The following is a 24,837-nucleotide window of genomic DNA, read 5'->3' as shown; positions in this document are numbered from 1 at the left end:
ACAAAAAAAGATGTCGAAATTAGACTTGAACAAATGGAAAAAAGACACAAGAAAAGAAAATACGATATTGACCTAAATTACAGGAAACAAGCTGAAAAACAGGAAATTTTAACTTAGTAAAGTAGAATTAAGATTCTTGTTTTTTTAAAATAATTTGTATAAGATTTTATTAAAGAATTGAAATCTTTCTCATTATACAGTTTTAGAGCTGAGTTGTTTAGTTTTAAAACAGAATAAAATGGACTGAAATCATAATATTCTGTATTTATTTCATATATATTCTTTATGAATTGTGCACTTAAAATAACTTGTTCATTCTCCTTTAATCTCCATAATGTTGTAGCACATGGGTTTATTTTAACTGTAACTGTATCTTCTATATAACTCCCATATATTACGGAAATATTTTTCAATTTGCAATAATAGTAACAAGAACCATCAATAAGTGAAATAGATGTAACCGTACCAGATATAATTATATTATTGCTATTGTCTTTTATATTATTTTGAGCAAAAGAATATGAAAGCAAAAGAGTAAAAAAACTTATTATTAATATTTTATTCATTGACATTTGTGTTTAAAAATCGTTCAAATAAGCATCTATATTTAGCTTTACAGGAGATAAATTTGCAGGAGGTCCTGTAATAACAGGTTCTATATCCCCTCTTGCCCAGTTCAGAATATTTATTTGATATAAATATTATAACAAAACACACATAACTAAACTGTATATAAGTGTGTTACATCTGTTCGCGTCTTAGACCTGTCCCGTTTTGAAAATTTGTCAGCTTTTTTATTTCGCCCAAACCAACCGTTTATCAATTGTATATTCAATTTTACTGTTGTCTATTAACCAGCGAATTACTTTAATAACTTTTTTTTCATCAAATTTTATTTTGTCAACAAGCTCATCAACTTTTACGGGTTTTTCTTTTAAAATTTCTTTGGCTTCTTTATTTATTAAGTCAAATTCGTAGGTGCTTAAATTCAATTGATTCCGTCTTCTGCAAACATCACATTCTCCGCAACGGTATGGATTTTTCTCACCGAAATATGTCAACAATGTTTGGCTTCTGCATTTTGCGGTGCTTTCAGCATAATGCAACACTGCATTTGCTCGCTTTAGATATCTGTTTTTACGTTCTTTGTAATTTTCTTTTGAAATTAATATGTTTTTTTTGTCTAAACGCTCCGAAGTGAAAATAATAAAAGGAGTTTTTCTTTGCGGAATGTATTTTATAATTCCCTGTTGATGAAGCTTCTCCAAGTAAGAATAAATTACATCTTGTTTTGTATTTGCCTTTTTTGCTAAATATTCTTCATCAATTGCAGTAAAATTTGAAAACAAACCTGTATATAATCGTAACAACAATTTTATAAAACTGTCAAATTGTTTATTTGCAACTTGATATTTATACAAATCATCTCTGCCGATTGTAAAAAACACTTTTGAAGGTGTGAAATCATCTTCTGTCATGTCAATATATCCTTCGAGTTTCAGTATTTTTAAACTGCTTAATACCGTATGAATCGGCAATTTGAATTTACTCACAAAATCTCGTATGCTGAACGGTCGAATTAAGTTTCTGCCCTCACCTGTCGGAATTTCATAGTAATTGCACAGTGAATTATATATTTGTTTAATTTCTTTTATTTCCGGAAAAGTTGATTTAATTCTTTTTTCAAGGTTTAATTTATCGGCGGTTTGATACAATAAAACAGCATAAGACGTTTTTTCGTCTCGTCCGCCTCTTCCTGCTTCTTGAAAGTAGGCTTCGGGCGAATCGGGCAAATCATAATGAATAACCGAACGTACATCGGGCTTATCAATTCCCATTCCGAAGGCATTGGTTGCTACGATAATTCTAATTTCATTATTTTTCCAGCGTCTTTGTTTTGAGTCTTTTAATTTCGAATCAAGTCCTGCATGAAAATAATCGGCATTGATTCCTTTTTGAACAAGATATTTTGCAATTTCATAGGTTTTTTTTCTGCTTCTTACATAAACAATCCCGCTTCCTTTTTGCCGAATAAGAATCTTTAATAAATACTTTAATTTGTCTTCAACTTTTCGAACAACATAAATTAAGTTCTTTCTCTCAAAACTTTTTTGAAATAAATTATGTTCTTTAAATTGAAGTTTATCTTGAATGTCTTTTGCAACTTCCGGAGTAGCCGTTGCGGTTAATGCAATGAACGGAACGTCGGGAACAATTTCTCTTATTTTAGCAATATTCAAATATGAAGGTCTGAAATCGTAACCCCATTGAGAAATACAATGAGCTTCATCAACAGCAATATAGTTGATATTCATGTCGGGTAATCGGGTAAGGAACAGACGAGTAGATAGCCTCTCGGGAGATAAGTATAAAAATTTATAAGCTCCGAAAACAGCATTATTTAAGGTAATATCTATCTCATCTTTTGACATTCCGGAGTAAACAGCGGCAGCTTTAATCCCACGCCGGTTTAAATTTTCAACTTGGTCTTTCATTAAAGCAATAAGCGGTGTTACAACCAAGCAAAAACCCTTTTTTGCCATTGCGGGAACTTGAAAAATAATTGATTTTCCCCCACCGGTCGGCAATAATCCGAGCACATCCTTTTGCTCATCGGCAACAGATTTTATAATATCTTCCTGCAAAGGTCGAAACTCTGAAAAACCCCAATATTTGGTTAATATTTGTTTATAGGTGCTCAAAAGTTTTTATAATTTCTTGCAATAAAGATAAGAAAATCTAGATTCTTCTAAAAATTATTCAACCAAATCTTTGCCTTGAATTTCGAGTTTAAATTCAACGGCTTCAAAAATATATTTATAATTCGGGATTTTTGCAATATTTCTGAAATCGCTGAAATTGTATTCTTGAATAATTTCAAAATTATTTCTGTCCATACAAATTACTTTTTTTCCGGTAATGTAAAATAAAAAATCACCGCAAAACTCCATAAAATATCCTTTGCCGGGGTTTCCTTTGCACTTTCCTCCGGGAGTTGTTATGGAAAATTCTCCGTATTCCGTACTGTCAAATAATTGTACGCGAGGTTCTACCAAGTTTGTTACCAATTTTCCTTTTTTATCAAGAATCAACAAGCTTTTATCGTTCGGGAAATAAATATAATCTTCGGTTATTAAATATTCTTTGGGGGTAACTCGTTTTTCTATGTATGTAAATGATTTTATTTCATTATAAGGTAAATCTTTAATAAAATGCACAACATTTTTTTTCATTTTAATCTTCCATATAGTTTCACGATTATCCTCAAGATAAAACTTATGTTTATCATTAATGTTGGCCTCCGTAATTGGATAATAAAGTAATTGTCCGAACATTTTTATCGGAATTACTAAAATCAAAATTAAAAGTAATCTCTTCATTGTTATCAGTTTTATTTTTAAAGATGAATATACAAATACTGTCCCAAACTATTCGTAGGTTCCTCTTTTTAGGTTTGAAACTTCCCGTTCTGTTAAATGACGCCACTTTCCTCGTTTTACATCTTTCTTTGTTAAACCCTCAAAATATACACGGTCTAATTTAATAACTTCAAATCCGAAATGTGCAAACATTCTTCTGATTATTCTGTTCTTGCCTGAATGCATATCAATACCGACTTCGTTTCTGTGTTCGGGATTCGGAAATTCAATTGAGCCGAACTTCATGAAACCGTCTTCCAATTCTGCTCCGGCAATAATTTTCTCCATATCTTCTTTTTGAATATCTTTATCCAGGAAAACATGATAAATTTTCTTTTTTTTCTTTTTAGGTTGTGCCAATTTCTTCGTTAAGTCTCCGTCATTTGTCAATAATAAAACACCTGTTGTATCTTTATCTAAACGCCCTATCGGATATATACGTTCACTAAGCTTTCCTTTAAAAAAGTCTAATACGGTTTTTCGTCCTTTGTTATCTGAATCGGTTGTTAATACACCTTTCGGCTTATTCAATAAAATATAAACTGATTTTTCAGCATGAATCAACTTGCCTTTTACCTTTACTTTATCTTTCCTGCCGACTTTAAAGCCCATTTCTGTAACTTTCTTATTATTAATTGTTACATGTCCTTCTTCAATCAACTTATCAGCTTCTCGCCTGGAACAAATCCCGGCATTTGCAATGTATTTATTTAAACGTTTTTCTGTAACAACAGGAATTTCGTCCGTTTTAATTTCGTCTTTCTTTTTATAATCTTTCTTCTTGAAATTCTTATCGTAAGGTTTCTTAAAATCTCTCTTCTTATGTTTGTCTTCGGAAGAAGCCTCTGAACTTCTTTTATAGTCTTTCTTTTTATAAGGTTTATCGAAACTTTTTTTATCGTTACTTCTTTTATTATCCCGTTTATCGGTTGTATTTTTTTTGTTATATGCCATCAGATTTTTTATTAATTCGGTAAAATAAAGACAATTATTGTTAATTTTACGATAAATTAAAATTTATATTATGGATACGAATCAGATTATTATTGCAGTTGTTGCTGTTGTATTGCTTATTTTAATAATAAAATTTGCTAAAAAAGTTATAAAATTTGTATTAATTACTGTTCTGGTTGTGGGTTTAGGGATTTATGCATTCCTATTTTTAAACGGTATTAACTCAATAGATGATTTGCATAATAAATATTGCGAGAACTTATCAGAAAGAAATGATTCGTTAAAATGTGTTTGCATTGTTCAGCCGATTGAAGACGATTTTAAAAGTCGCTTTACTCAAGAGGAAATGGATGAGATGAACAGTATTAAATTTACTGCAGAACTTTCATTATCACTTGTTAAGAAAAGTAAAGTCATAAAAGCAAAGCTTAAAGAGAATAATGCTTTGAATTTGTTGGATGAATTTAAAAAGGATTTTTTGAAGAAATAAAAATACTTCTTGTCACGATATTTATTTTTATTCAGCCTCCCAGAGCAATGCAACTTTTATGTCATATATATCTGCTTTTCTCGGTTTAATATGAAAAGTATTGATTTTGTAATTTTCAAATGCAAACTTTTTTTCAATTAAATCAATTTCTCTTCTTAAATCGCTTTTCAATTCTTGCATATCTCTTTGAACTTGCATAATTTCTTTTTCAACTCTTCGAACATCTGCTCTTTCTTTGGATACTTTTGAAGCACTGCTGATTGCTCTGTTTGTTTTTCGTTTTGTACTTGAACCTAAAAAAGAACCGAGAACAGCCATCCCAAAATTCATGGCACTGTCGGTTTGTTTTGCATAAACATCTGATTGCTCTTTATGCAATTTTATCTTTAGCTTTCCGTATTTTGCTTGCAATTTGTCTCCTCTTGTGCTGAATTTTGAGCGTAATTTTTCAACAGCATTTGCTTTCTTGCCTCGAATTGCATCAATCATTTTAATTTTGAAATTGTTTAAAGTGTCTCCGGGTTTCGATTCGACCTTTAATGCCGTACATTTATATAATTCTATTTTTTTTGTTCTGTATATATAATCTGAAAACAGTTTTTTAACAGATTTGAACGTTTTCATTTCTTCGATAAAACCGGGCAAATCATGAAACCGACTTTGTTCTGCAGGTCTTTTATCAAATAAATCAGCATCAAAATCGTATTTCACAGATTTTGCTAAATCGATACTTGTTAAAGTTTTTTCTAAAAATTGCTTTCCGGAAACTGTTTTCTCAATATCAATTCCTCTTGTTGCATTAACAAATTTTACTTTTCCTTTTGTAAGAAGATAAGGCTTGTAAAGAATATTACCGCCTATTTGTGTATTCATCGAATAGTATTGTTGAATGTCATTTGAAACAATAGATTGCACCACATTTCCTGTTTTTACGGATGATTTTTCAACTTTGTTTTCAGGTTTTGTTTTCGGAGTTTCTTTTTCTTTTTTCACATCCGCAGAGTTCTTTTTATCAGCCATCAAAGTTCGAACTTCTTTTTTAGAAAGCGGCCCTCTTAAATAGCATAATACCCAGCGGGTTTGCATCAATTTTAATTTATCTTCATGGGCACTTTTAAATAAGAATACTCTGCTTTGAAGGTTGGATAATAAACTTTCAATTTCTTTTTTGTCAAGCGAACCTTCATCACTTTTCAGCAAACCGTCCATTACACGTTCTTTATCTTGTTTGGTTTGCAAACGCCCGACAAACCACGTACCAATATTGGATAAGCCTTTATAATCCAAGTCAATAGGATTTTGTGTCGCAAGTATTACACTGATACCGTAAGCTCTTGCTTGTTTCAGTAAAACTAACATCGGTTTTTTGGAGGGCGGATTTGAAACTGCCGGAAAGAATCCGAAAATTTCGTCCATATACAATAAAGCACGTAAAGAAGATGTTCCGCTTTGTTGCCTCATCCAACTGATGTATTTATTTAAAAACAAGGTAACAAAAAACATGCGTTGGCTTTCATCCAAATGCGAAATTGACAAAATTGAAACTTTTGCTTTTCCTTCTTTGGTGTAAAGTAAACTTTGAATGTCAAGTGCTTCGCCTTCCGTCCAAGCGGAAAAACTCGGACTTGCCAAAACTGTATTTAACTTCATTGCTAAATTCAAACGCTGTGTTTGAGAATAAAAGCTTTTTAGCGGTAATACACCAATTTTATCAAAAGGCGGATTTGTTACATACCCTATTAATTCTTCTAATGTAATACTTATGCCTTTTTTCCAGAGATGTATAAAAATAGTGGAAAGCAATAGATATTCTTTGCTTTGTAAAGGATCGCCTTTTACTTTTACCAAAGCTAATAAACTGCTTACCGTTGAATTAATTACAGAAGTAAAGGTGTCCGGGTCGTCAATTAAATCTTCCGAAGGAGCATCAAAACTGCTTAATACGGATAATTGTACACCTGCAGAACTTCCTGGCGTGTAAATCACGTATTCAGCTTTTTCTTTCAATGCTTTAATCCGGCTTTTATCTTGCCCCCACGATTGAATTCCTTTATCCCACATTGCAGCTGTTTTGGCTGCAAATTCTTTTACGGTTAATTCCTTACTTTCAGCAGCTCCGGCATCTACCCAAGGTTCAAAATCTTTCGGTTTTAATTCGGGAAAAGTTAATAGTAAGTTTCCCATATCACCTTTCGGGTCAATAATAATTGAAGGAATGTTATCCATGATGGCTTCCTCAATAATTCCGATTCCGAGACCGGTTTTTCCGCTTCCCGTCATACCGATTAATGCAGCATGTGTTGTTAAATTTTTGTTTTTATATAACAATAAATCGTCGGTAAGTTCTTGTGTTTCTTGATTTACTTCTTTTCCGAGATAAAAAAGTCCCAGTTTTTCGTATATTTGTGTAAGGTCTTGCATATTGGTAATATTTTATCTTCTATTAATAGTTTTTTTTATAGTTACTGTAAAAAATTAATTCTATTTATTTCTTAATTCTAATGCCATCTCAATAAATTGACTTGTTGATTTACCAAGAATTGCCATTCCTGCATCATGAACACTTTCAAGTTTAAAGCGACCTTGTGCAGAACCATTTAGAGCATAGTCATGACCATTAATTGTTACAACACACCAATGTTTATCCCTACATTCAATTATTATTTCATCATTATAAAATGGCCATTCTCCTTTAAATTCACTTCTCCTAATCTTTTTGTTAAAATACTTTTTATTGGTTTTCCTTTCAATCTCATCTTTTAAAGTACGTTTGTGTACTTTTTTTTCTTTCCCTTTATATTGTGTTGTTTCATTTCTGTAATTTGTATTTCCAAGTTGCTTATCTTCCAACATTAGGAAAAAGTTTATCAAAGGTGAAAATTGTTGGGCTTGTTTTCCTAATCTCCCAATTGTAAATTGCCTTGATAATGCTCTTGTAAATCGTTCTAATTTAATAATAATACTCCTTGTTATTTCGAAAATTGCTTCATCGTGAAGTTCAAAATTACCTATCCGATTTATTAAGTTGTCATCTTTCAATACTAATTCAGTTTCATATTCCTGCCATAATGAGTTAACATCAATACTTGGTTTTATAGCTCCTGTAACTACATCTAAATTATAGTACCGTGCAAATTTTCCAAATTCTGATAATAAATATAATAATCTTTTTAGTTCTTCATTAGTGGTTAAATAATCTAAATCATTTTTTAAAACTGGGATGTTTTCAATTTTAAAATAATTATCAATTATGTGTTGTTTTAATTTAAGTAAATCATGTCCTAACTTATTTGTAAAAAGGCTTTGTTTAGGATATGTATTATTATTTTCAATATGTCCTAAACAAATATGACATTTCATTAATCTTTCAAATCCACTTGATATAAGCTGAAATGGGAGGTAATAAAAATCATTTCCTACATCTAAATTTTGATATTCTCCAAATCCTAATTTAATTAGTTTTATTGAAGACCTAAGTTCTTCATGTAAGGCAATACTTCTTGTTACGTTTTCATTTGCCATAAATCGGAAACTCTGTTAAGTATACTGAACAAATATGCTTTTTTTTAGTGGTTTGTTAAGTTTAATTTAACTTAAAACTTTTATCTTTTCATTTTAAAAACTTAATTTTTATCCTCCGCTAATCATGTGAATAATATCCACCTTATCTCCCTCAGAAACTTTTGCTTCGGAATATTTGTCTTTTTTTATCAGCTGCCCGTTAATTTTGATTACTAAAAATTTGAAAGTGTAATTCTTAACTTTCAACAATTCAGTTATTGTTAAAACATCAAAGTCAAATTTTTCTGTTCTGTTATTTAAAGTAATAGTCATTTCTTTTTTATTCATTTAATAAAATATCCAATACAATATTTGCCTGCATATTTGCAACGATTCCTACTCTCGGAGCCAGCGGCGGATTATCTTCTGAAATTTCTGTTTTTTCATCACCGCAAATATATAAGTTGTCAATTTTTCTTGAATGTAGTGAATCATTATTCCCGTATCCTGCCATTCCCAATCCGGAAATTATCGGTTTATCCGGAAATTTTGTTAATATCGTTTCAATCAGCATTTCTTTTTCTTCTGCTTTATCAAATGCCTCTACTATAATATCACATTCTGAAAAAATACAATTAAAATTATCTTTATCTATTTTAATATTATGAATGTTAACTTTTACGTCCGGATTTATGCATTCAAGATTATCTTTCAATGCATAAACTTTAATTTGCCCGATTTGATTGTAAAAGTAATATTGTCTATTCAAGTTAGATTCACTAACAACATCAAAATCAGCAATAATTAATTTTCCTATTCCGGAACGAGCAAGTGCAACAGCACAATTTGAGCCTAATCCTCCGGCTCCTGCAATTCCTACAATTTTGTATTTTAAAGTATGCTTAATTTCTTCAAATGTCATTTTACTTTTCTGATAATATTACTGTACATTTTTTCAAAGAACAAATTTAATTAAAATATTTCAATTATATAACTTATTGAATCTCAATATCGAAAAAAAACAATGCGATATGCAAAACTTAACATATTGACATTAATCATTTTATATGCACATTACAGAATATAAATTTGTACTTTTGCAAAAAGTATGAATTTTTTAAATTATTACGATATGAAATACCAAGAGTTAAGAAATAAACACAAGTTATTGGCTGAATGGAGTTATAAACACACTCCTTTGGATAAAGGTTATTCCGATAAGACTTTATACATTAATGTCGGCACAAACGAGATAAAAGAAAAAAATGTGCCTGCTGAAATGAAAGAAAAGTTCATCGGCGGTAAAGGATACGGATTAAGATACCTTTGGGATGCAATTACACCCGAAACAAAGTGGAACGACCCCGAAAATGAAATTATTATTTCAGGAGGTCCTCTTTGCGGAATAACACAATATTCCGGAACCGGAAAATCATTAGTGGTTACTTTATCTCCGCAAACTCAATCCATTATGGACAGTAATGTAGGCGGTTATTTCGGACCGTTTTTAAAATTCAGCGGTTTTGATGCACTTGAATTACAAGGTAAAGCTGAAAATGATGTAATTGTTTTTATAGACGGCGTTAATCATAAAATATCCATTTGTGAAGCTCCTGCTGAAGCCGGTGACAGTCATATTTTGGCACATCAATTAACAGAAATGTATGCTGATGATGAGAAAGACAGGAAAAATATTTCTGTTGTATCAGCAGGAGATGCTGCCGATAATTCATTAATAGGAATGTTGAATTTCAGTTTCTTTGATTTACGAAGAAAAGAAGTAAGATTAAAACAAGCAGGAAGAGGCGGTATCGGAACTGTTTTCAGAGATAAAAAAATAAAAGCAATTGTTGCAAAAATTCCCGGTGTTAAAGGAGATTTAAACAATGTTGTTGATATGAAAACCATTCGTGAAAAAGGTAAAAATTTCAATGCCGAAATGAAGTTTGATGAAGAGCAAGCTCAAATGAAGTCGAAAGGTACGGCTCACCTTACAAATGTTATGAGTGATTATGACATACTTCCTGTTCATAACTTTAAATTCGGGACACACAAAAATGCCGATAAAATTCATTCAGATATTTATCGTTCGTATTTTACACAAAATATGCCTGACGGTTGCTGGATCGGTTGTAATATGTCATGTGCAAAAGGTGTTGATAATTACACATTAAGAACAGGACCGTATGCAGGCGACAAAGTTTTGGTTGAAGGTCCTGAATATGAAACAGCTGCATCTCTCGGTTCAATTATGGGAATTTTCAATCCTGAATTTACGATTGAATCTAACTTCTATTGTGATACTTACGGTATTTGTACAATTTCTTGGGGAACAATTATGGGATTCGTTATGGAATGTTATGAAAACGGTATTCTTAACGAAGAACGTACAGGCGGTATTAAATTGAACTTCGGAAATGAAGACGGAGCAATGAAAGTTCTTCACCAAGTTGCAAAAGGCGAAGGTTTTGGCAAAATTTGCGGACAAGGCGTTCGTAAGTTAAAAGAATATTTTGCAACACAAGGTTGGGGCGATGCTCAATTTATGCAAGATATAGGAATGGAAAATAAAGGTTTGGAATATTCGCAATATGTTTCAAAAGAATCATTAGCACAGCAAGGCGGATATGCGATGACCAACAAAGGACCGCAACACGATGAAGCGTGGTTAATTTTTATGGATATGGTTAATAACCAAATTCCTACTTTTGAAGATAAAGCGGAAGCATTACATTATTTCCCGATTTTCAGAACTTGGTTCGGCTTACAAGGTTTATGTAAATTACCGTGGAACGATATTGAGCCACAGAATAACGCAGAAACTGATGAACCTGCAAAAGTACCTGAGCATGTTGATAATTATGTTAAGATTTACACGGCGGTAACAGGTAAAGAATTCAGCAATAAAGAAATGATTCTTCAATCGGAACGTGTTTATAATTTCCAAAGAATATTCAATTTAAGAATGGGATTCGGAACCAGAGAGCATGATGCTCAACCATACAGAGCAGCAGGACCTGTTACTGTTGAAGAGTACGAATCAAGACAAGACAGATACGATGGTCAACTAAAAGATTTAATTAATGTTGACCCAACCGGAAAATCAAGCGAAGAAAAAGTTGCAATACTCAGAAAATATAAAGAAGAACAATACGAAAAATTGTTAGATGCAGTTTATGAAAGAAGAGGTTGGACAAAAAACGGAGTTCCGAAAATTGAATACTTAAAAGAAATCAAAATGGACTTACCTGAACTTATTGAAACTGTAAAAGATTATCAATAAAAATTAAATAAATTTAAGAATGCCATGCTTTTTGTGTGGCTTTTTTTTTGATTTTTTGTTTGTGAATCCCTTACAATGTTAATTATTAACAATTTATACAAAACAGAAAAACTTACAATAAACAATTTGTGTAATACATCAAGCATTATAATATACACAACTGCAAAATACGAGAAAACAAAATAATGATTAACTTTGCTTCAAATAAATTGAAAAATTAAATATGATTATAACTAAAAAAATAAAAATATATAATAACTTATCAATTGAATTTGAAGGTTTAAAGGATACATTTTTACCAAAGTTAAAAGACTTTGCTACTCAAAAATCAATATTAAAACAACAAAGTAGCAAAAATGAAAAGGCATTTGAAAGCGAACTGAAAAGTTTATTAAAAAACACTTTCTACAAAGAAACTTATATTGGAAACAGACCATACAAAAAAGGAGAAGCAGATTTAATTATTGCAGAAAGCAAAAATGCGACCTCTAAAACATCTGTTCTTATTGAAGTAAAAAGTCCATTGGATAAAAATGATTTTATTACAAAAACAGACCTCAATAGAAAATCGTTTTTTCAGGCTGTAACCTATTTTCTAACCGAAATAGTTGAAAAACAAAATTTCAACATCAAAAATATTCTTATTACAGATACCGAAGATTTTTATTTATTTGATGCCGTTGAATTTCATAAATTATTTTACAAAAGTAGCTTACGACAGAATTTTGATAACTGGTATTTCAAAACACAAAGTGGAACTTCAATAACAGATTTTTATCAACAAGTTGAAAATTATATTAATAGTGAGGAACAATTAGAAATTGAATTTTCACACTTTCAATTAACTGATGATTTAATTGTAGAAATTGATAAGGCACTTCAAACAAATGAAATAGAAGAATTTAACAAAGAAAATAAGTTCCGGAATATTAAAAATGCGTTTCGGTTCTTTTCGCCACAGAATTTACAAAAAGAAAAATCAGAAAAGGACGGGAGTGAACTAAACAAAAAATTTTATAACGAATTACTTTATATACTTGGATTAAAGGAATATGAAAAAAACGGCAATAATATAATAGACCGTTTGCCAAAAAAAGACAGAAATGAAGGTTCGTTTATTGAAAATACGATAGAAAAAATTATTTTTGAACGACCAATTCATTTGCAAGAACAAGGTGAAAAACGTTTTGTTGAGCAAGCAGGAGATTTAGATATAGCTTTGGAATTATGCATTATTTGGATTAATCGTATTTTATTCCTTAAATTGCTTGAAGGTCAGTTAGAAAGTTACCATAACGACACAAAAAACTTTCATTTTTTAACACCCGAAATAATAAAAAACGGAAATAAACTTGCCACCTTATTTTTTCATGTTTTAAATACACCTAACGATAATAGGAGTAAATCTTTACAGTCTGATTTTAAAAACATTCCATACTTAAACAGTAGCCTTTTTCAAATCACATATCTCGAAACTATTCACGGTAGAATTTCAGGATTACGTGATGATTTGACAATGCCGATTTATAAAAATTCAGTCTTAGATATATCTAATGACTTGCCACCACTTGAATACTTACTTTTATTTCTTGATGCCTATAATTTTGGAGAACCTATAAAACAGGACGTTCAACACAAAACCAAAGATTTAATTAACGCATCGGTTCTGGGTAAAATATTTGAAAAATTAAATGGTTACAAAGACGGCTCATTTTATACCCCAAGTTACATAACAATGTATATGAGCCGTAAAGTTGTTCGTAATGCGATAATTAGAAAATTTAACGAAAAATTTGAACTAAATGCAAGTAATTTCGATGAAATTAAACAATTTACTAAGTCTAAATACAAAACAGAAGATATTGAAAATTTTAATCAGACAGTAAATGAAATTACGGTTTGCGACCCTGCCGTGGGTTCAGGACATTTTCTCGTATCTGTTCTTAACGAATTAATTTGTGCAAAATCGGAATTAGAAATTTTATACGACAACAAAAATCAACCACTTCAATATTGGATTTCAGTTGAAAATGACGAATTAAAAATATTTAATAAACGAATTGCAAATCAAGAATTTGAATATAAAACAGAATATAAAAACGGAATAAGAACCGTTAATCCGGAACTTCAAAAAATACAAACAACTTTATTTAGAGAAAAACAAAATTTTATTGAAAATTCATTATATGGGGTTGATATTAATCCAAATTCAGTGCAAATATGCAGATTGCGTTTATGGATTGAACTATTAAAAAATTCTTACTATACAGCCGATAGTAATTTTCAGCTAATGGAAACATTGCCAAATTTAGATTACAAAATAATTGAAGGAAATAGTTTACTTCCTGTATATGAAAACCAGCCAATTATAATTGATTGGACAAGAAAAAACATTGCAAACAGTATTAAATCTATTAGCAATAAGGTTGAGATTATCAATAATTCTATTAACACAATCAAAGAGAAAAAACATGAAATCTTTTATGTTAAAGATTATAATAAAAAAATAAGTTTAACATCTGAAATAAATCGTGCAAAAGCGGATTTATTGATTGCAAAATTTGAAATTGAAATTGTTCAAATTAATGAAATTTTAAGCGGGCTTAATCCCGAACAACGATTAGGTAAGCAATTAAACAAAAAAGAAGAAAAACAGCGAAATGAATTATTAGAAAAGAAAGCTTTTTTACAAAAAATAAAAAGAGAAATTGATTACAGTCCCGATCTCGGAAAACCGATTGTGCTGTTTGACTGGAATATTGATTTTGCCGAAATAATCGGCACTTTTCAAAATGGAAACGGAGATAATACCGGTTTTGACATAGTTATTGGAAATCCGCCGTATATACAACACCGAGAACTTGGTTACATAAGTCCTTTTTTAAAATCAATTTATCACAAAACATATTCAGGCACAGCTGATATAAGTGTATATTTTTTTGAAAAAGGAATGGAAATCACAAAAAAAGGCGGACAACTTGCCTACATTAATACCAATAAGTTTTTTAATACAGAATACGGAAAAGAATTACGCTCATTTTTGGCAAAATATCAAAACAACGAATACATTAATTTCGAGCAAGTTCCCGTTTTTGATGAAGCACTTGTTTCAACATCAATTTTCCATATCGATAAACAAGAACCTAAAACAGATTTAAAATATGCCGAATTTTACAAAGAGCTTGTAACCAGTGAAATATTTGAGAAAGAACTATTAAAACGAATTAAAATTTACCCAAAAGACTATTTGAAAAATCCAGCTTGGTTATTTACAAGTCAAACAGAAGACAAAATTTTAGAGAAAATAAAAAAAGCAGGTAAACGACTTGGTGAAATTGCAACTATTAACATTAAACGTGGGGTTACAACTGGTTTTGATGATGCTTTCATTATTGATGAGCAAATATTTAACAAATTATCAAAGACTGCAAAAAATAAGAAAGCATTAAATCCACTTTTGCGTGGTAAAGATATTCATAAGTTTGATTATTACCATGAAAAATTTTGGTTAATATTTACAAGACGTGGTGTAGATATAAAAGAAATGCCTCAAATTGAACGATTTTTAAAAAAGTTTTATGCCCAACTAAAACCAAGAGAAACGGGAAATGAAAAAATAGGAAGAAAACCAGGTAAATACAAATGGTATGAAATTCAAGATAATATTGCATATTACCTTGATTTTGACAAAGAAAAAATGATTTGGGGAATAATTTCCGGCATTTGGGGTTTTGCTTACGATGATAAAAAACATTTCTTAACAAGTGCGTCATTTCTTTTAACATCAGAAAAAATACCAATAAAATTTTTACTTGCATTGTTCAATAGTCGTTTATTTCAGTTTTATTTTGACAAAACAGGAGAATATACGGCAGGCGGAGCTTATGTTTTGAAAAAGAAAAATGTAGAAAAGTTTATAATTCCTACAAAAAAAATGGATTATGAACCTTACATTGAATTGGTTGATAAAATACTTCTATCTAAAAAGAAAAATAAAGAAACATCAGAGTTAGAAGATAATCTTAATAAAAAAGTTTATCAACTTTATGATATAACAGAAGCAGAACAAGAAGAAATCGAAACAATTTTGATTAAAGGAAAAATAAAATAAATCTAAAATAATGATATTACACAATGGATTTTTTACATTAACTTTGTACTAATTAATAATTTAACACAATCACAAAAAACAAAAAACAATGTTCAAAACAAACGAATATTTTGAAGGAAAAGTAAAATCAATTGCTTTTAAATCACGTGAAGGCGATGCAACAATCGGTGTAATGGCAAAAGGCGAATATGAATTCGGCACTTCAACAGTAGAATTTATGACCGTAACTTCCGGAACAATGGATGTTATGTTGCCGGGAGAAACAGAATGGAAAACATACAAAGAATTTGAAACTTTCAGAGTTGAAAAAGATGTAAAATTTAAAGTTAAACTTGAAGGAGACACCTCATATCGATGTATTTATAAATAAGCTTCTTTAATTTATTAAGAACAGCTCACAGTTTTGCGGGCTTTTTTTATATTTTATTCTAAGCTAAAATTATTACCTTCGTGTCCTATATGAAATTTACAGAACTTAAACTTGATGAGCAAATATTAGAAGCCATCTCATACATGGGATTTAAAGCAGCAACCCCGATACAAGAACAAGCAATTCCCGTAATACTTAAAAACCAAGATATAATTGCTTGTGCACAAACAGGTACCGGAAAAACAGCTGCATTTGTATTGCCTGTTTTAAATAAATTAATTAATAAAAAAGACCAAAGCACTGATACTCTCATAATTGTTCCCACAAGAGAACTTGCAATTCAAATTGAACAACAAATACAAGGATTTTCCTATTTTGTTTCGGCAACTTCTATTGCTGTTTACGGCGGTGGTGACGGCAAAGAATGGGATAAACAAAAAACAGCCCTGACAAATAATGTAGATATTATTGTGGCAACACCGGGCAGATTAATTTCTCATTTAAAATTAGGATATGTAAAACTTGATAAAATCAAACATTTAATTTTAGACGAAGCCGACAGAATGTTAGACATGGGCTTTATTGACGACTTAAAAGCAATTATTTCATTTCTGAAAAATAAGCATCAAACCCTGATGTTCAGTGCAACAATGCCCCAAAGCATAAAGCAATTAGCTAAACGAATATTAAATAATCCCGCAGAAATATCTTTGGAAGTTTCAAAACCTGCCGAAGGCGTTGACCATAAAGTGTGTTTATGCTATGACGAACAAAAAGAGGAAATATTAAATCAATATTTATCTGAACGGAAACATTATAACAGCATTTTAATTTTTACTTCTACAAAAAGCAAAGTTAATGAAATTGTAAGGTCGCTTAACAAATCAGGGTTTCATGCAAAAGGTATTTCTTCCGATTTAGAACAAGATCAACGTGAAGAAGTGTTAATCGGTTTTCGTTCAAAACGAATTCGTATATTAGTTGCAACGGATGTAATGAGCAGAGGTATTGACGTGAAGGAAATTAACATGGTTATAAACTATGATGTTCCGCACGATGCCGAAGATTATGTTCACCGTGTAGGCAGAACTGCGAGAAGCAATGCAACGGGTGAAGCCCTAACTTTGGTTAACCCGAAAGATATGTACAAGCTTAGGAAAATTGAACAATTAATCGAGATTACGGTACCAAAAGTTCAGCCGCCTGAAGAAATCGGAGAAGGACCGAAATGGCAAACTCGAAAACAAACACCTAAAAACAAAAAACGGCATTACAAAAAAAAGAATTTTAACAGAAAAAGGACAAGTAAGAAATTTTAAAATTTTATTCAAAACTGTATAACTGCTCCGCACAGGCAATACTGCTTTCAAAAAGTGTAAAGCAAAAGTGTCACGTACAGCCGGTTCTGTGAGAGGTTTAGGGGTAAAGTTCTTATTTAGCTTCTCAACTTTTATTCATTTCTGTTTCTAAAAATAAGTTTTAACTGCAAATTCATATTTCTCAAAAAAAATCTTCTCTTTTGTTAATCAAATCACACATACCTGATAATAGTTGAAAACTACTGTAATGAAAAATCGAAGTTGCAAACTTCGATTAGCAGGGAACTACTGCTAACGATTTGTTTATAAGGTATTAGCGGCATTTCAAAGCACTTCGTTTTCAGTTTACCGTAATATTTATATTTCTAAAAGTTCATCTTAATCACTTATTGCCCAATGATTTATGTGCTTTATTGTAGGTGGTATTAGGTTTTATTTTTACTAATGTATAAAATGTTATTTTTATTATCAAAAAAAGTATTATACTTAAAGAAAAAATCTCCTCCTAAAAATATATCCCTATCTTTCGGTTGTTTCGTTTTATATATTAGGAAATCTAAACTGTCAATAAGGCTGTTTTCATTTGTTATAGATAATTCTCTGATAACTTTTAATTTCAGTTCATCATTTATATAGTCAACTTTTTGTTTTGAAATAAAGCTATGTTTTAAGGGGATTCTTATTAAGTTTTCTACGATATCTTTACCAATCATAATTGTTCCGGTATCTATACCAACTTGAAGTATTTTATTATACCCTTGAATACGACCATTAAAAGTTAATAAAGGTTTTTTATTTAAAATAATTTTTGTCCAATAATTAGTAATATCATCAGGAATGAATCCTTTTTTATATAAAGTTAGCAATTTATTTTTATAATCTATTTTAAAATTAAATTCTTTCAAGAAATTGAGACCAACATTTCCAATATCCATTAGATAATTCGGTAATTTTGTATTGTCTTTCTTACAAACAATATTTCTAAACTTTATTCCTTCTATATCTATTTCATTGATGTTAAAATAATCATTGTTTTTAATTATACCGTTGAAACCCGTAGAATAGTTGCTTTCACTAACAGATTTATATTTAATACTTTCCAGAGATTTCTCGTCAAAAGAAAAATTTCCTGTTTCATCTCCAATATCTACATGCACAGGAATTTTATTACCTTGTATATTCACATAAATAAATGGGTAAATTCCGGCATCAAAGTATAGAGGAATTTCCAGACTCTTAAATTCCTCATAGTTATCCATTGACTTTTTCATGTCATATTTTGGTATTGAATAAGCACTACAAAGAAAAAGACCAACTGTAAATATTAAAATAGTTCTCATATTTTCCAACTGTTAATTGTTTATTTGACTTTTTTGTATATATTACCTCTAACTCATAAATAAAAACGAATACTACTTAACTGTTAAAACGCAAAAAATCATAAGTATAAATTCAATTTTAAACGGATAATAGTTAAAAACTACTGTAAAAATCGGTATAAACTTCGATTAGCAGAGGTGGTCAACATGCTCATGAACATTTGTCAGCTTGTTTTGCAGACCAATTATCAAAGGTGTAATTCCAAATCTTGGATAAGTCTTCTGCGGCTTTATTAGTCAAATAATATTTAGCCATTCAATTCCTTTTTTGCTTTTAATTCTTCCAAATGTGTCTTTGGGTAAAATCAAGAGCTATTCCACTTTCAACACCTTCTTGAATTGCTTTAAAAGATACCAAGTTATTGGTATAAAAGTCAAGTGTTTTCCTCTTTTTTTATAATCCCGCAAACCTATAAATAAACACAGTACTACTCAACCGTTACATACATTCCGCCTTTTTGTGAATAAATACTTGCATCATACATTGTTTCGCAATATGTAGGCGGCATCCAAAATTTGCCGGCATAACTTGCATTCAGCAATACTTTAAAGGTTTTACTTTTGCTTCTTGCCAAATCAAAATATGTATAAACTCTGTCATCTCTGATGTCAATGTTCTCGGGTGTTGCTGTGTATGAACTCGAACCTACATTGTACAACCTTGTATTTATAATTTCCCAACCCGAAGGAAATATTTGCGATAATGCAACTTCCTTATAAGCTTTTAAAATTCCCGGATGTGTTACTGTAACTTCTGCAACAAAATCAGTTCCTTGCGGAATGTTTTTCGGAGAAAGATAAGAACCGTCGGTTAAAGTATATTTCACCGTCATTTTTAAGTCTTTTTGTGAATCCTGCGAAGTTCCTACTTCGGGTACGCCTTGTAAAATGATTCGTGCATATAATATACTCGAGCTTGTATTTTTTATCGTAATATTTCCTGCTTTTGTACCTTTTATATTCATATCGGTTTGCGAAATGCTTTTCTTTACGGAAACGTTTTTCATGCTTCCTGAATTTAACGAATATTGATATTTCAATGCTCCGGAAATTGTATTATTTTCTGCATAAAGCGAAGCTGCAATTAACGAGTATGCTGTTGTTTGCGTGCTCAAATATTTTTTACTTGAAAGTTCATCGGAAATTTCTTTCAATAATTTAAATGCTCTTGCTTTTTTTCCTAACAGAGTTAATGTTTCTAAAATCATTGCTTTATCTCTCAAATCTGTTCCGTAGGTATAAGACAGTTCAATGTATTTTGTTACATCGGTTGTTAAGTTTGCAATCATGTTTTCAGCAGTTGTTCGTTTTCCTGCAAGATAATATGCAGCAGCTAATCTCCATTTTGCTGCACTTGAAAGATTGCTTATATTCTTCATGCGGTTCATAGCACTTTTTTCTGCATAACCTGCAAGTGCAAGAGTATAAAGACGATAAGCCTGTACAAGTTGAGAAGATGAACCGTCGTTTGTCCATTTCTTAGCCTTATTTTTTTGATATTTTCGCCAAGATTGAATTGTTGAAGAAGAAACAGGATAACCTTTTTTCTTTGCTTCAACAAGGAAATGTCCGGCATAATTTGTTCCCCAAATACTTGCGTTTGTTCCGCCTTGCCAATAAGAAAATCCTCCGTTTGAAAGTTGAAATGAGTTTAATCTTTTAATTCCGGCTTTAATGTTCTTTTCAATTTCGGTTTTTTGTTTTGAATTCAGTTCAATTAAATTAGAAACATAAAGTTGCGGAAATACCGAGGAGGTTGTTTGTTCAACGCATCCGTGAGGATATTGAATTAAATAATCTAAACGGCTTTTTAAATTAATCGGCGGAATTGATGAAACTTCGATAACTCCGTTGTTTGTACCTGCAATTCCTGTGGGAGTATAATTAGTTTGCCATGTTTCGCCTGCCGTAAGAACTTTTTCAATAACATTTGTTGTTAAATGATTCGGATTTCTGACATCAATTTCAATACTGTAAGTTGAAGTTTTATCTCCTGAACTTGCAATAAGTTCAACTGTTCCCAACCCTATTGTATTATTAACGGTAAGTTCAAAATTAACATTTTCTTCTCCGGGTTTATCAAATCTTAATGTTTTTGAACTTTCTCCGTTTACGGTAAATAAACCGTTTGTTTTTACTTTAACCGTAACATTTTTAATGTTACTTTTCATTGCAAAAATACTTGCCGGTAATTTTACGGTTTCGCCCGGTGATAATATTCGAGGTAATGTTCCTATAATCATTAAAGGTTTAATAACGGGAACTGCCTTTTCGGAAGAACCGTATGCTTTATCATTTCCGGCAATTACCATTGTTCTTACCGAACCTATGTATTTGTCGATATTAATATTATGTGTTTTTTTGTCTCCGCTTCCTATTGTAAAAGGTCCTAAAAATTTAACAACCGGTTTAAATCTGTTTGCTTTTTTATTTTTTTGTCCTTCTTCTTCTCCGCCTCCGCCTATTGCAAGTAAGCGTTCAATTTGTCCGGCATCTGCACCTATAACTTCGTTAAACATATCCCATGTTTTTACGCCGAGAGCTTCTTTTGCAAAGAATTTATCCCAAGGATTAGGAGTTTTAAACCTTGTTATGTCTAAAAGACCCTCATCAACAATTGCTAATGTGTATGTCATTCCTTTTTTGTTTTTTTCGGAAACGGTTACGGTAAAATCTTTTCCGCTTTCAATTTCATCAGGCATTGTAATAACAGGTTCTAATTTTGTGTCAGGGTCTTCAACCATAATAGGAATTGTTCCGTACATTCTTATCGGTAAATCATTAGCCGTTTGAGAGTGGGCTTGTAATAAACTTACGTGAACATATACATTTGGAGTCATCTTTTTAGTAAGTTTAAACTTAAATTCGGTTTCTCCTTCTTGTGTTTGTACCCAATAAGATTTTAAAACATCTGTTCCGTCTTCAATGCTTATTAATGCTCTTCCGTCTTTTCCGGTAGGAATAGTAATTTTTGCTTCTTCGCCTACATTGTATTTATCTTTGTCAGAAATAAAACTAAGCATTGTTGCACCTTCTGAATCTCCTTTTTGAGCTCTGCCTGCCCAACCGGGCCAATCTATATAAACGATTTTTCCTGTTGAATGTCCGGTTTGCATATCTTCTGCAATAACTAAATATCGTCCCCAGTCGGGATATTTAACGTCTATGTTCCAGTTAGCCTTTCCTCCGGAACTTGTGATAACTGCTTCTTTTAATAAAGTTGATGAATTTCGGAAGTTATATGAAGAAACGGTATTGCTTGATGCATCAAACCACCAACGCCAACTTAATTTATAGAATTTCATTTTAATTTTGTGAGATTCTTTCATAACTCTGCCTTCGGGAGTTAATGTTACTACTTCAACTTTGTGTTGTTTGTCGGTTAGAAGCATACCTCTCATTTTATCGCCTTTAGGAAGTTTTATTCCTGTGTAAGCAACATAAGGTGAGTATTTTACGGTATATTGGTCAACGCTGAAATTTCCTCCTTTTTCAAATGCTTTTGTGAAGAAAACAGCATTCATCATTCCGGGTGCTTCATTGTCGGTAGTAAAGTCAGCGGTTAATTGAACGTCTCCGTTTGCATCTGTTTTTGCATTTAATAATACTTCATTTGAAGAATAGAAATTTTTTGTAGGGTCGTCAAATGTATAATCGGAATATTTGTCAAATTTTGTTGTAATCGGCTGTAAAGAACCTTCAACTTTAACTTTTAAATCTTTGGCAATTGCACCGTGTAACCATTTTACATTTAAGGTTGTGCTTTCACTCATTCCTTCTTTAATCATTTTTTTGCCGAAATCAAGGGCAATTTTTAAACGGTTTGGTTTAATGGTTTCAACCTTTACGGTTTTATAAAAATCGACAGAACCTACTGAAACTTTCAGGCTGTAATTTCCCGTTACGGCATCGCTTTCAGTTTCTGTACGGAATGAATAAAAATTAGTATTGTTTTTTGTTTGAACTTCTTTTTTTATAATTTGTCCTTGCGGGTTTTTAAATTCAAAGACAATCGGATGACCGTCAGGAATTGAGTTAAGGTCGTCTTTAAGAATATATGTTAAATATATTTTATCCCCCGGACGCCAAACACCTCTTTCGCCGTATATAAAACCTTTTATTCCTTCTTTAACTTCTTCTCCTGATATGTCGAATCGGCTTAATGACAAGGAGTTGCCATCACTAAGTTTAAGGTATGCTCTTTGCTTACCTATTTTTGCAACTGCAAAATAGGGATCTTTGATAATACCCAAATTTACTTTTCCCTCGTTATCGGTTTCGCCGCTTGCAAGCAGTTGTTGTTGGTAATCAAATATTTCAACACTTGCACCGGCTTTCGGTTTTGTGGTTTGTAAATCTGTTACAAAAACATTTATATTATTATTGTTTGATTGTTTTGCAATCATACCGAGGTCGGAAGCAATGATATTTCTTGCAACTTTTCTGTTGTTGCCGTAATATGCTTTTTTGCAAGGATTATCTCTGTCTTCCCAATATCCGTAGTAGTAGTCGTAATCGTATCCGTCATTATAATTATCCCAATTTGTTGATTCGTTTTCTTCTTCTGTCCAACTGTCTTCAACTTCTTCTGCATTGTCAGAATCTTCTTCATCGCATTGATATAAAGAGTATTGTTTTCTGAAGTTAAGTTCTACTCGATAAATTGCTCCCGGTTCTGCTTGAATAATATCGCTTAAATCTAATGAAAATCTGTTCCAAACACCGTAATCAATGATATTGAATTTGCTTAAATCTACTTTTTTTCGGATTATGGGTTTTCCGACTTGTCTCAGATTATAACTTCCGTCGATTTCATTGTTTTGCAAAAATTGCAGAATGTTGCTTTCGTAAATTTTTATAATTGTTATATCAACAGCTTTTAAGTTAACAGCTTCGAACGGAAATATTAATCCTTTATCGCTTGACGGAAGGATTGTTCCGTTTCCGACAATTTTTACTTCCGGTTTTATGGATTCAAATGCAAGTTCAAAATTAGAATCGTCTTTTAATTTATATCCGAGAACATTTTTAATGCCTTGATATACAGATACTTTTTTTACCTGTTCTAATCTGTTTGCAGGATAAGCTTTTATTATATTATCATCAATAACAAATTTTAAATTATATACACCTTGGATAGAGATTAAGCCGCTTAAATTTTGTTTTTCGTCAAGCGGGTCGGTAAATTGAAGTTGTAAATATTGCTCGGGGTTATGTATAACTTTTGAAGAAAGAAGTTTGAAATCACCTATTGCGGGGATTTCTATTTCAGAATCTTCATCTTTATCAACATCAATAACATCTCCGTTCCATTTTAATTTTATTGAAGATGCTTCTTTTTTTCTGACAATGCTGTCAATTGTAAAAAAATGTCTTTGTAAATCAACATCAGATGACCATTTAACTGAAAGTTTTTTTCCTTCTTGTGTGGCTTTCAGCAAGTCTTTGATTTTTTCGGGATCGGCAGCGTCTGCAGTATTAACATATCCGTTAACTTGTTGGTATTTTAAAGTTTTTTTATCTATTGTTTTTTGTTCTTCAATTACATAGTCATAGGCTTGTTTAATGGTTTTAAATTGAAAGTTGAATGCTTCTAATTCACTTTCAACATCAATAAGTTTATTAAGATTAAATTCTACATAGAATTCTTTATCTGATTTTAACGGTTCGGCAGGTGTAAATTCTATTTCGTTGTTTATTAATTTGTAAGTTCCTTTTACTTTGGGTCTTATGTTTATCAAATCTTCCGGAAGGTTATCTTTATCTTTTATTTGATCGATAACAGCACTTGTTAATTTTAATTGAATAGGTGAATTTTTTGAAATTGCACCGGAAGTATATGCAGTTATATATTTTGCAAATTCAGGATTATCAGAATTTACATTTCGTTTTTTAAAATTAGTGGTTATCAGAACTACGGCAGCAACAATTGCTGCTAATCCTAATACATAAAATATAATCTTCTTGTTTTTCATAATAATAGTGTTATTAAAAGTAAATAGATAAACAGA

Annotated in this window: 16 protein-coding genes; 5 read left to right on the top strand and 11 right to left on the bottom strand. The window is 31.1% G+C overall.

The window, feature by feature from the left end:
* Positions 1-113: 113 nt before the first annotated feature.
* The 4 genes from L3J35_05490 to L3J35_05475 all read right to left on the bottom strand — a co-directional run bounded on the left by L3J35_05490 (position 114) and on the right by L3J35_05475 (position 4,373).
* Entirely contained in the window at positions 114-566 is a 453-nt protein-coding gene (locus L3J35_05490; protein ID MCF6365639.1) for a hypothetical protein, read from the bottom strand.
* 228 nt (positions 567-794) lie between these two features.
* Positions 795-2,702, bottom strand: coding sequence for a RecQ family ATP-dependent DNA helicase (locus L3J35_05485; protein ID MCF6365638.1), 1,908 nt, complete (start codon positions 2,700-2,702; stop codon positions 795-797).
* A gap of 54 nt (positions 2,703-2,756) precedes the next feature.
* Entirely contained in the window at positions 2,757-3,380 is a 624-nt protein-coding gene (locus tag L3J35_05480; protein ID MCF6365637.1) for a hypothetical protein, read from the bottom strand.
* A 48-nt stretch (positions 3,381-3,428) separates the two neighbouring features.
* Positions 3,429-4,373, bottom strand: coding sequence for an rRNA pseudouridine synthase (locus L3J35_05475; protein ID MCF6365636.1), 945 nt, complete (start codon positions 4,371-4,373; stop codon positions 3,429-3,431).
* A gap of 70 nt (positions 4,374-4,443) precedes the next feature.
* Between L3J35_05475 and L3J35_05470 the strand changes: the two genes are divergently transcribed.
* A complete protein-coding gene (locus tag L3J35_05470; GenBank protein ID MCF6365635.1) occupies positions 4,444-4,863 on the top strand; it encodes a hypothetical protein in 420 nt (139 codons plus the stop codon).
* Positions 4,864-4,890: 27 nt separating this feature from the next.
* On the opposite strand, the gene L3J35_05465 is transcribed toward L3J35_05470, so the two are convergent.
* The 4 genes from L3J35_05465 to thiF form a co-directional block, all read right to left on the bottom strand.
* Positions 4,891-7,284 (bottom strand): DUF87 domain-containing protein, encoded by a 2,394-nt coding sequence (locus L3J35_05465; GenBank protein MCF6365634.1) that lies wholly within the window; start codon positions 7,282-7,284, stop codon positions 4,891-4,893.
* 60 nt (positions 7,285-7,344) lie between these two features.
* Positions 7,345-8,223: a hypothetical protein gene (locus L3J35_05460; protein ID MCF6365633.1), complete on the bottom strand. Its 879-nt coding sequence runs from the start codon at positions 8,221-8,223 to the stop codon at positions 7,345-7,347.
* A gap of 270 nt (positions 8,224-8,493) precedes the next feature.
* Positions 8,494-8,712 (bottom strand): sulfur carrier protein ThiS, encoded by a 219-nt coding sequence (gene thiS / locus L3J35_05455; protein MCF6365632.1) that lies wholly within the window; start codon positions 8,710-8,712, stop codon positions 8,494-8,496.
* Complete coding sequence (thiF, locus tag L3J35_05450) at positions 8,705-9,286, bottom strand: sulfur carrier protein ThiS adenylyltransferase ThiF (GenBank protein MCF6365631.1); 582 nt, start codon at positions 9,284-9,286, stop codon at positions 8,705-8,707. Before thiF ends, thiS begins: the two co-directional genes overlap by 8 nt.
* 210 nt (positions 9,287-9,496) lie before the next feature.
* Here thiF and L3J35_05445 point away from each other — a divergent pair, with 210 nt between their 5' ends.
* The 4 genes from L3J35_05445 (at position 9,497) to L3J35_05430 (ending at position 17,447) form a co-directional block, all read left to right on the top strand.
* Entirely contained in the window at positions 9,497-11,647 is a 2,151-nt protein-coding gene (locus L3J35_05445) for a hypothetical protein (protein MCF6365630.1), read from the top strand.
* Positions 11,648-11,870: 223 nt separating this feature from the next.
* Positions 11,871-15,758 carry an Eco57I restriction-modification methylase domain-containing protein gene (locus tag L3J35_05440; GenBank protein ID MCF6365629.1) on the top strand — a complete coding sequence of 1,296 codons (3,888 nt, stop codon included), beginning with the start codon at positions 11,871-11,873 and terminating at the stop codon, positions 15,756-15,758.
* Positions 15,759-15,846: 88 nt separating this feature from the next.
* A complete protein-coding gene (locus tag L3J35_05435; GenBank protein MCF6365628.1) occupies positions 15,847-16,128 on the top strand; it encodes a pyrimidine/purine nucleoside phosphorylase in 282 nt (93 codons plus the stop codon).
* 89 nt (positions 16,129-16,217) lie between these two features.
* Positions 16,218-17,447, top strand: a complete 1,230-nt coding sequence (locus L3J35_05430; GenBank protein MCF6365627.1) for a DEAD/DEAH box helicase — start codon at positions 16,218-16,220, stop codon at positions 17,445-17,447.
* A gap of 425 nt (positions 17,448-17,872) precedes the next feature.
* Here L3J35_05430 and L3J35_05425 read toward each other — a convergent pair whose 3' ends face one another.
* From L3J35_05425 to L3J35_05415, 3 genes are all read right to left on the bottom strand, one after another.
* On the bottom strand, positions 17,873-18,787 hold the full coding sequence (locus L3J35_05425; GenBank protein ID MCF6365626.1) for a hypothetical protein: 915 nt from the start codon (positions 18,785-18,787) through the stop codon (positions 17,873-17,875).
* Positions 18,788-18,977: 190 nt separating this feature from the next.
* Positions 18,978-19,082 (bottom strand): type II toxin-antitoxin system RelE/ParE family toxin, encoded by a 105-nt coding sequence (locus L3J35_05420; GenBank protein ID MCF6365625.1) that lies wholly within the window; start codon positions 19,080-19,082, stop codon positions 18,978-18,980.
* A 172-nt stretch (positions 19,083-19,254) separates the two neighbouring features.
* Complete coding sequence (locus L3J35_05415) at positions 19,255-24,801, bottom strand: MG2 domain-containing protein (protein MCF6365624.1); 5,547 nt, start codon at positions 24,799-24,801, stop codon at positions 19,255-19,257.
* Positions 24,802-24,837: the final 36 nt, after the last annotated feature.

The organism is Bacteroidales bacterium (assembly GCA_021648725.1).
Classification (GTDB): domain Bacteria; phylum Bacteroidota; class Bacteroidia; order Bacteroidales; family JAADGE01; genus JAADGE01.
This window is presented reverse-complemented; position numbering and strand designations above follow the sequence as displayed.

Bases quoted from the DNA above. Each gene is read 5' to 3' on its own strand.
- L3J35_05435 (MCF6365628.1), top strand. From the start codon at position 15,847: ATGTTCAAAACAAACGAATATTTTGAAGGAAAAGTAAAATCAATTGCT.
- L3J35_05480 (MCF6365637.1), bottom strand. From the start codon at position 3,380: ATGAAGAGATTACTTTTAATTTTGATTTTAGTAATTCCGATAAAAATG.
- L3J35_05425 (MCF6365626.1), bottom strand. From the start codon at position 18,787: ATGAGAACTATTTTAATATTTACAGTTGGTCTTTTTCTTTGTAGTGCT.
- L3J35_05465 (MCF6365634.1), bottom strand. From the start codon at position 7,284: ATGCAAGACCTTACACAAATATACGAAAAACTGGGACTTTTTTATCTC.
- L3J35_05475 (MCF6365636.1), bottom strand. From the start codon at position 4,373: ATGGCATATAACAAAAAAAATACAACCGATAAACGGGATAATAAAAGA.
- L3J35_05415 (MCF6365624.1), bottom strand. From the start codon at position 24,801: ATGAAAAACAAGAAGATTATATTTTATGTATTAGGATTAGCAGCAATT.
- thiF (MCF6365631.1), bottom strand. From the start codon at position 9,286: ATGACATTTGAAGAAATTAAGCATACTTTAAAATACAAAATTGTAGGA.
- L3J35_05445 (MCF6365630.1), top strand. From the start codon at position 9,497: ATGAAATACCAAGAGTTAAGAAATAAACACAAGTTATTGGCTGAATGG.
- L3J35_05420 (MCF6365625.1), bottom strand. From the start codon at position 19,082: ATGGCTAAATATTATTTGACTAATAAAGCCGCAGAAGACTTATCCAAG.
- L3J35_05460 (MCF6365633.1), bottom strand. From the start codon at position 8,223: ATGAAATGTCATATTTGTTTAGGACATATTGAAAATAATAATACATAT.
- thiS (MCF6365632.1), bottom strand. From the start codon at position 8,712: ATGAATAAAAAAGAAATGACTATTACTTTAAATAACAGAACAGAAAAA.
- L3J35_05430 (MCF6365627.1), top strand. From the start codon at position 16,218: ATGAAATTTACAGAACTTAAACTTGATGAGCAAATATTAGAAGCCATC.
- L3J35_05470 (MCF6365635.1), top strand. From the start codon at position 4,444: ATGGATACGAATCAGATTATTATTGCAGTTGTTGCTGTTGTATTGCTT.
- L3J35_05440 (MCF6365629.1), top strand. From the start codon at position 11,871: ATGATTATAACTAAAAAAATAAAAATATATAATAACTTATCAATTGAA.
- L3J35_05490 (MCF6365639.1), bottom strand. From the start codon at position 566: ATGAATAAAATATTAATAATAAGTTTTTTTACTCTTTTGCTTTCATAT.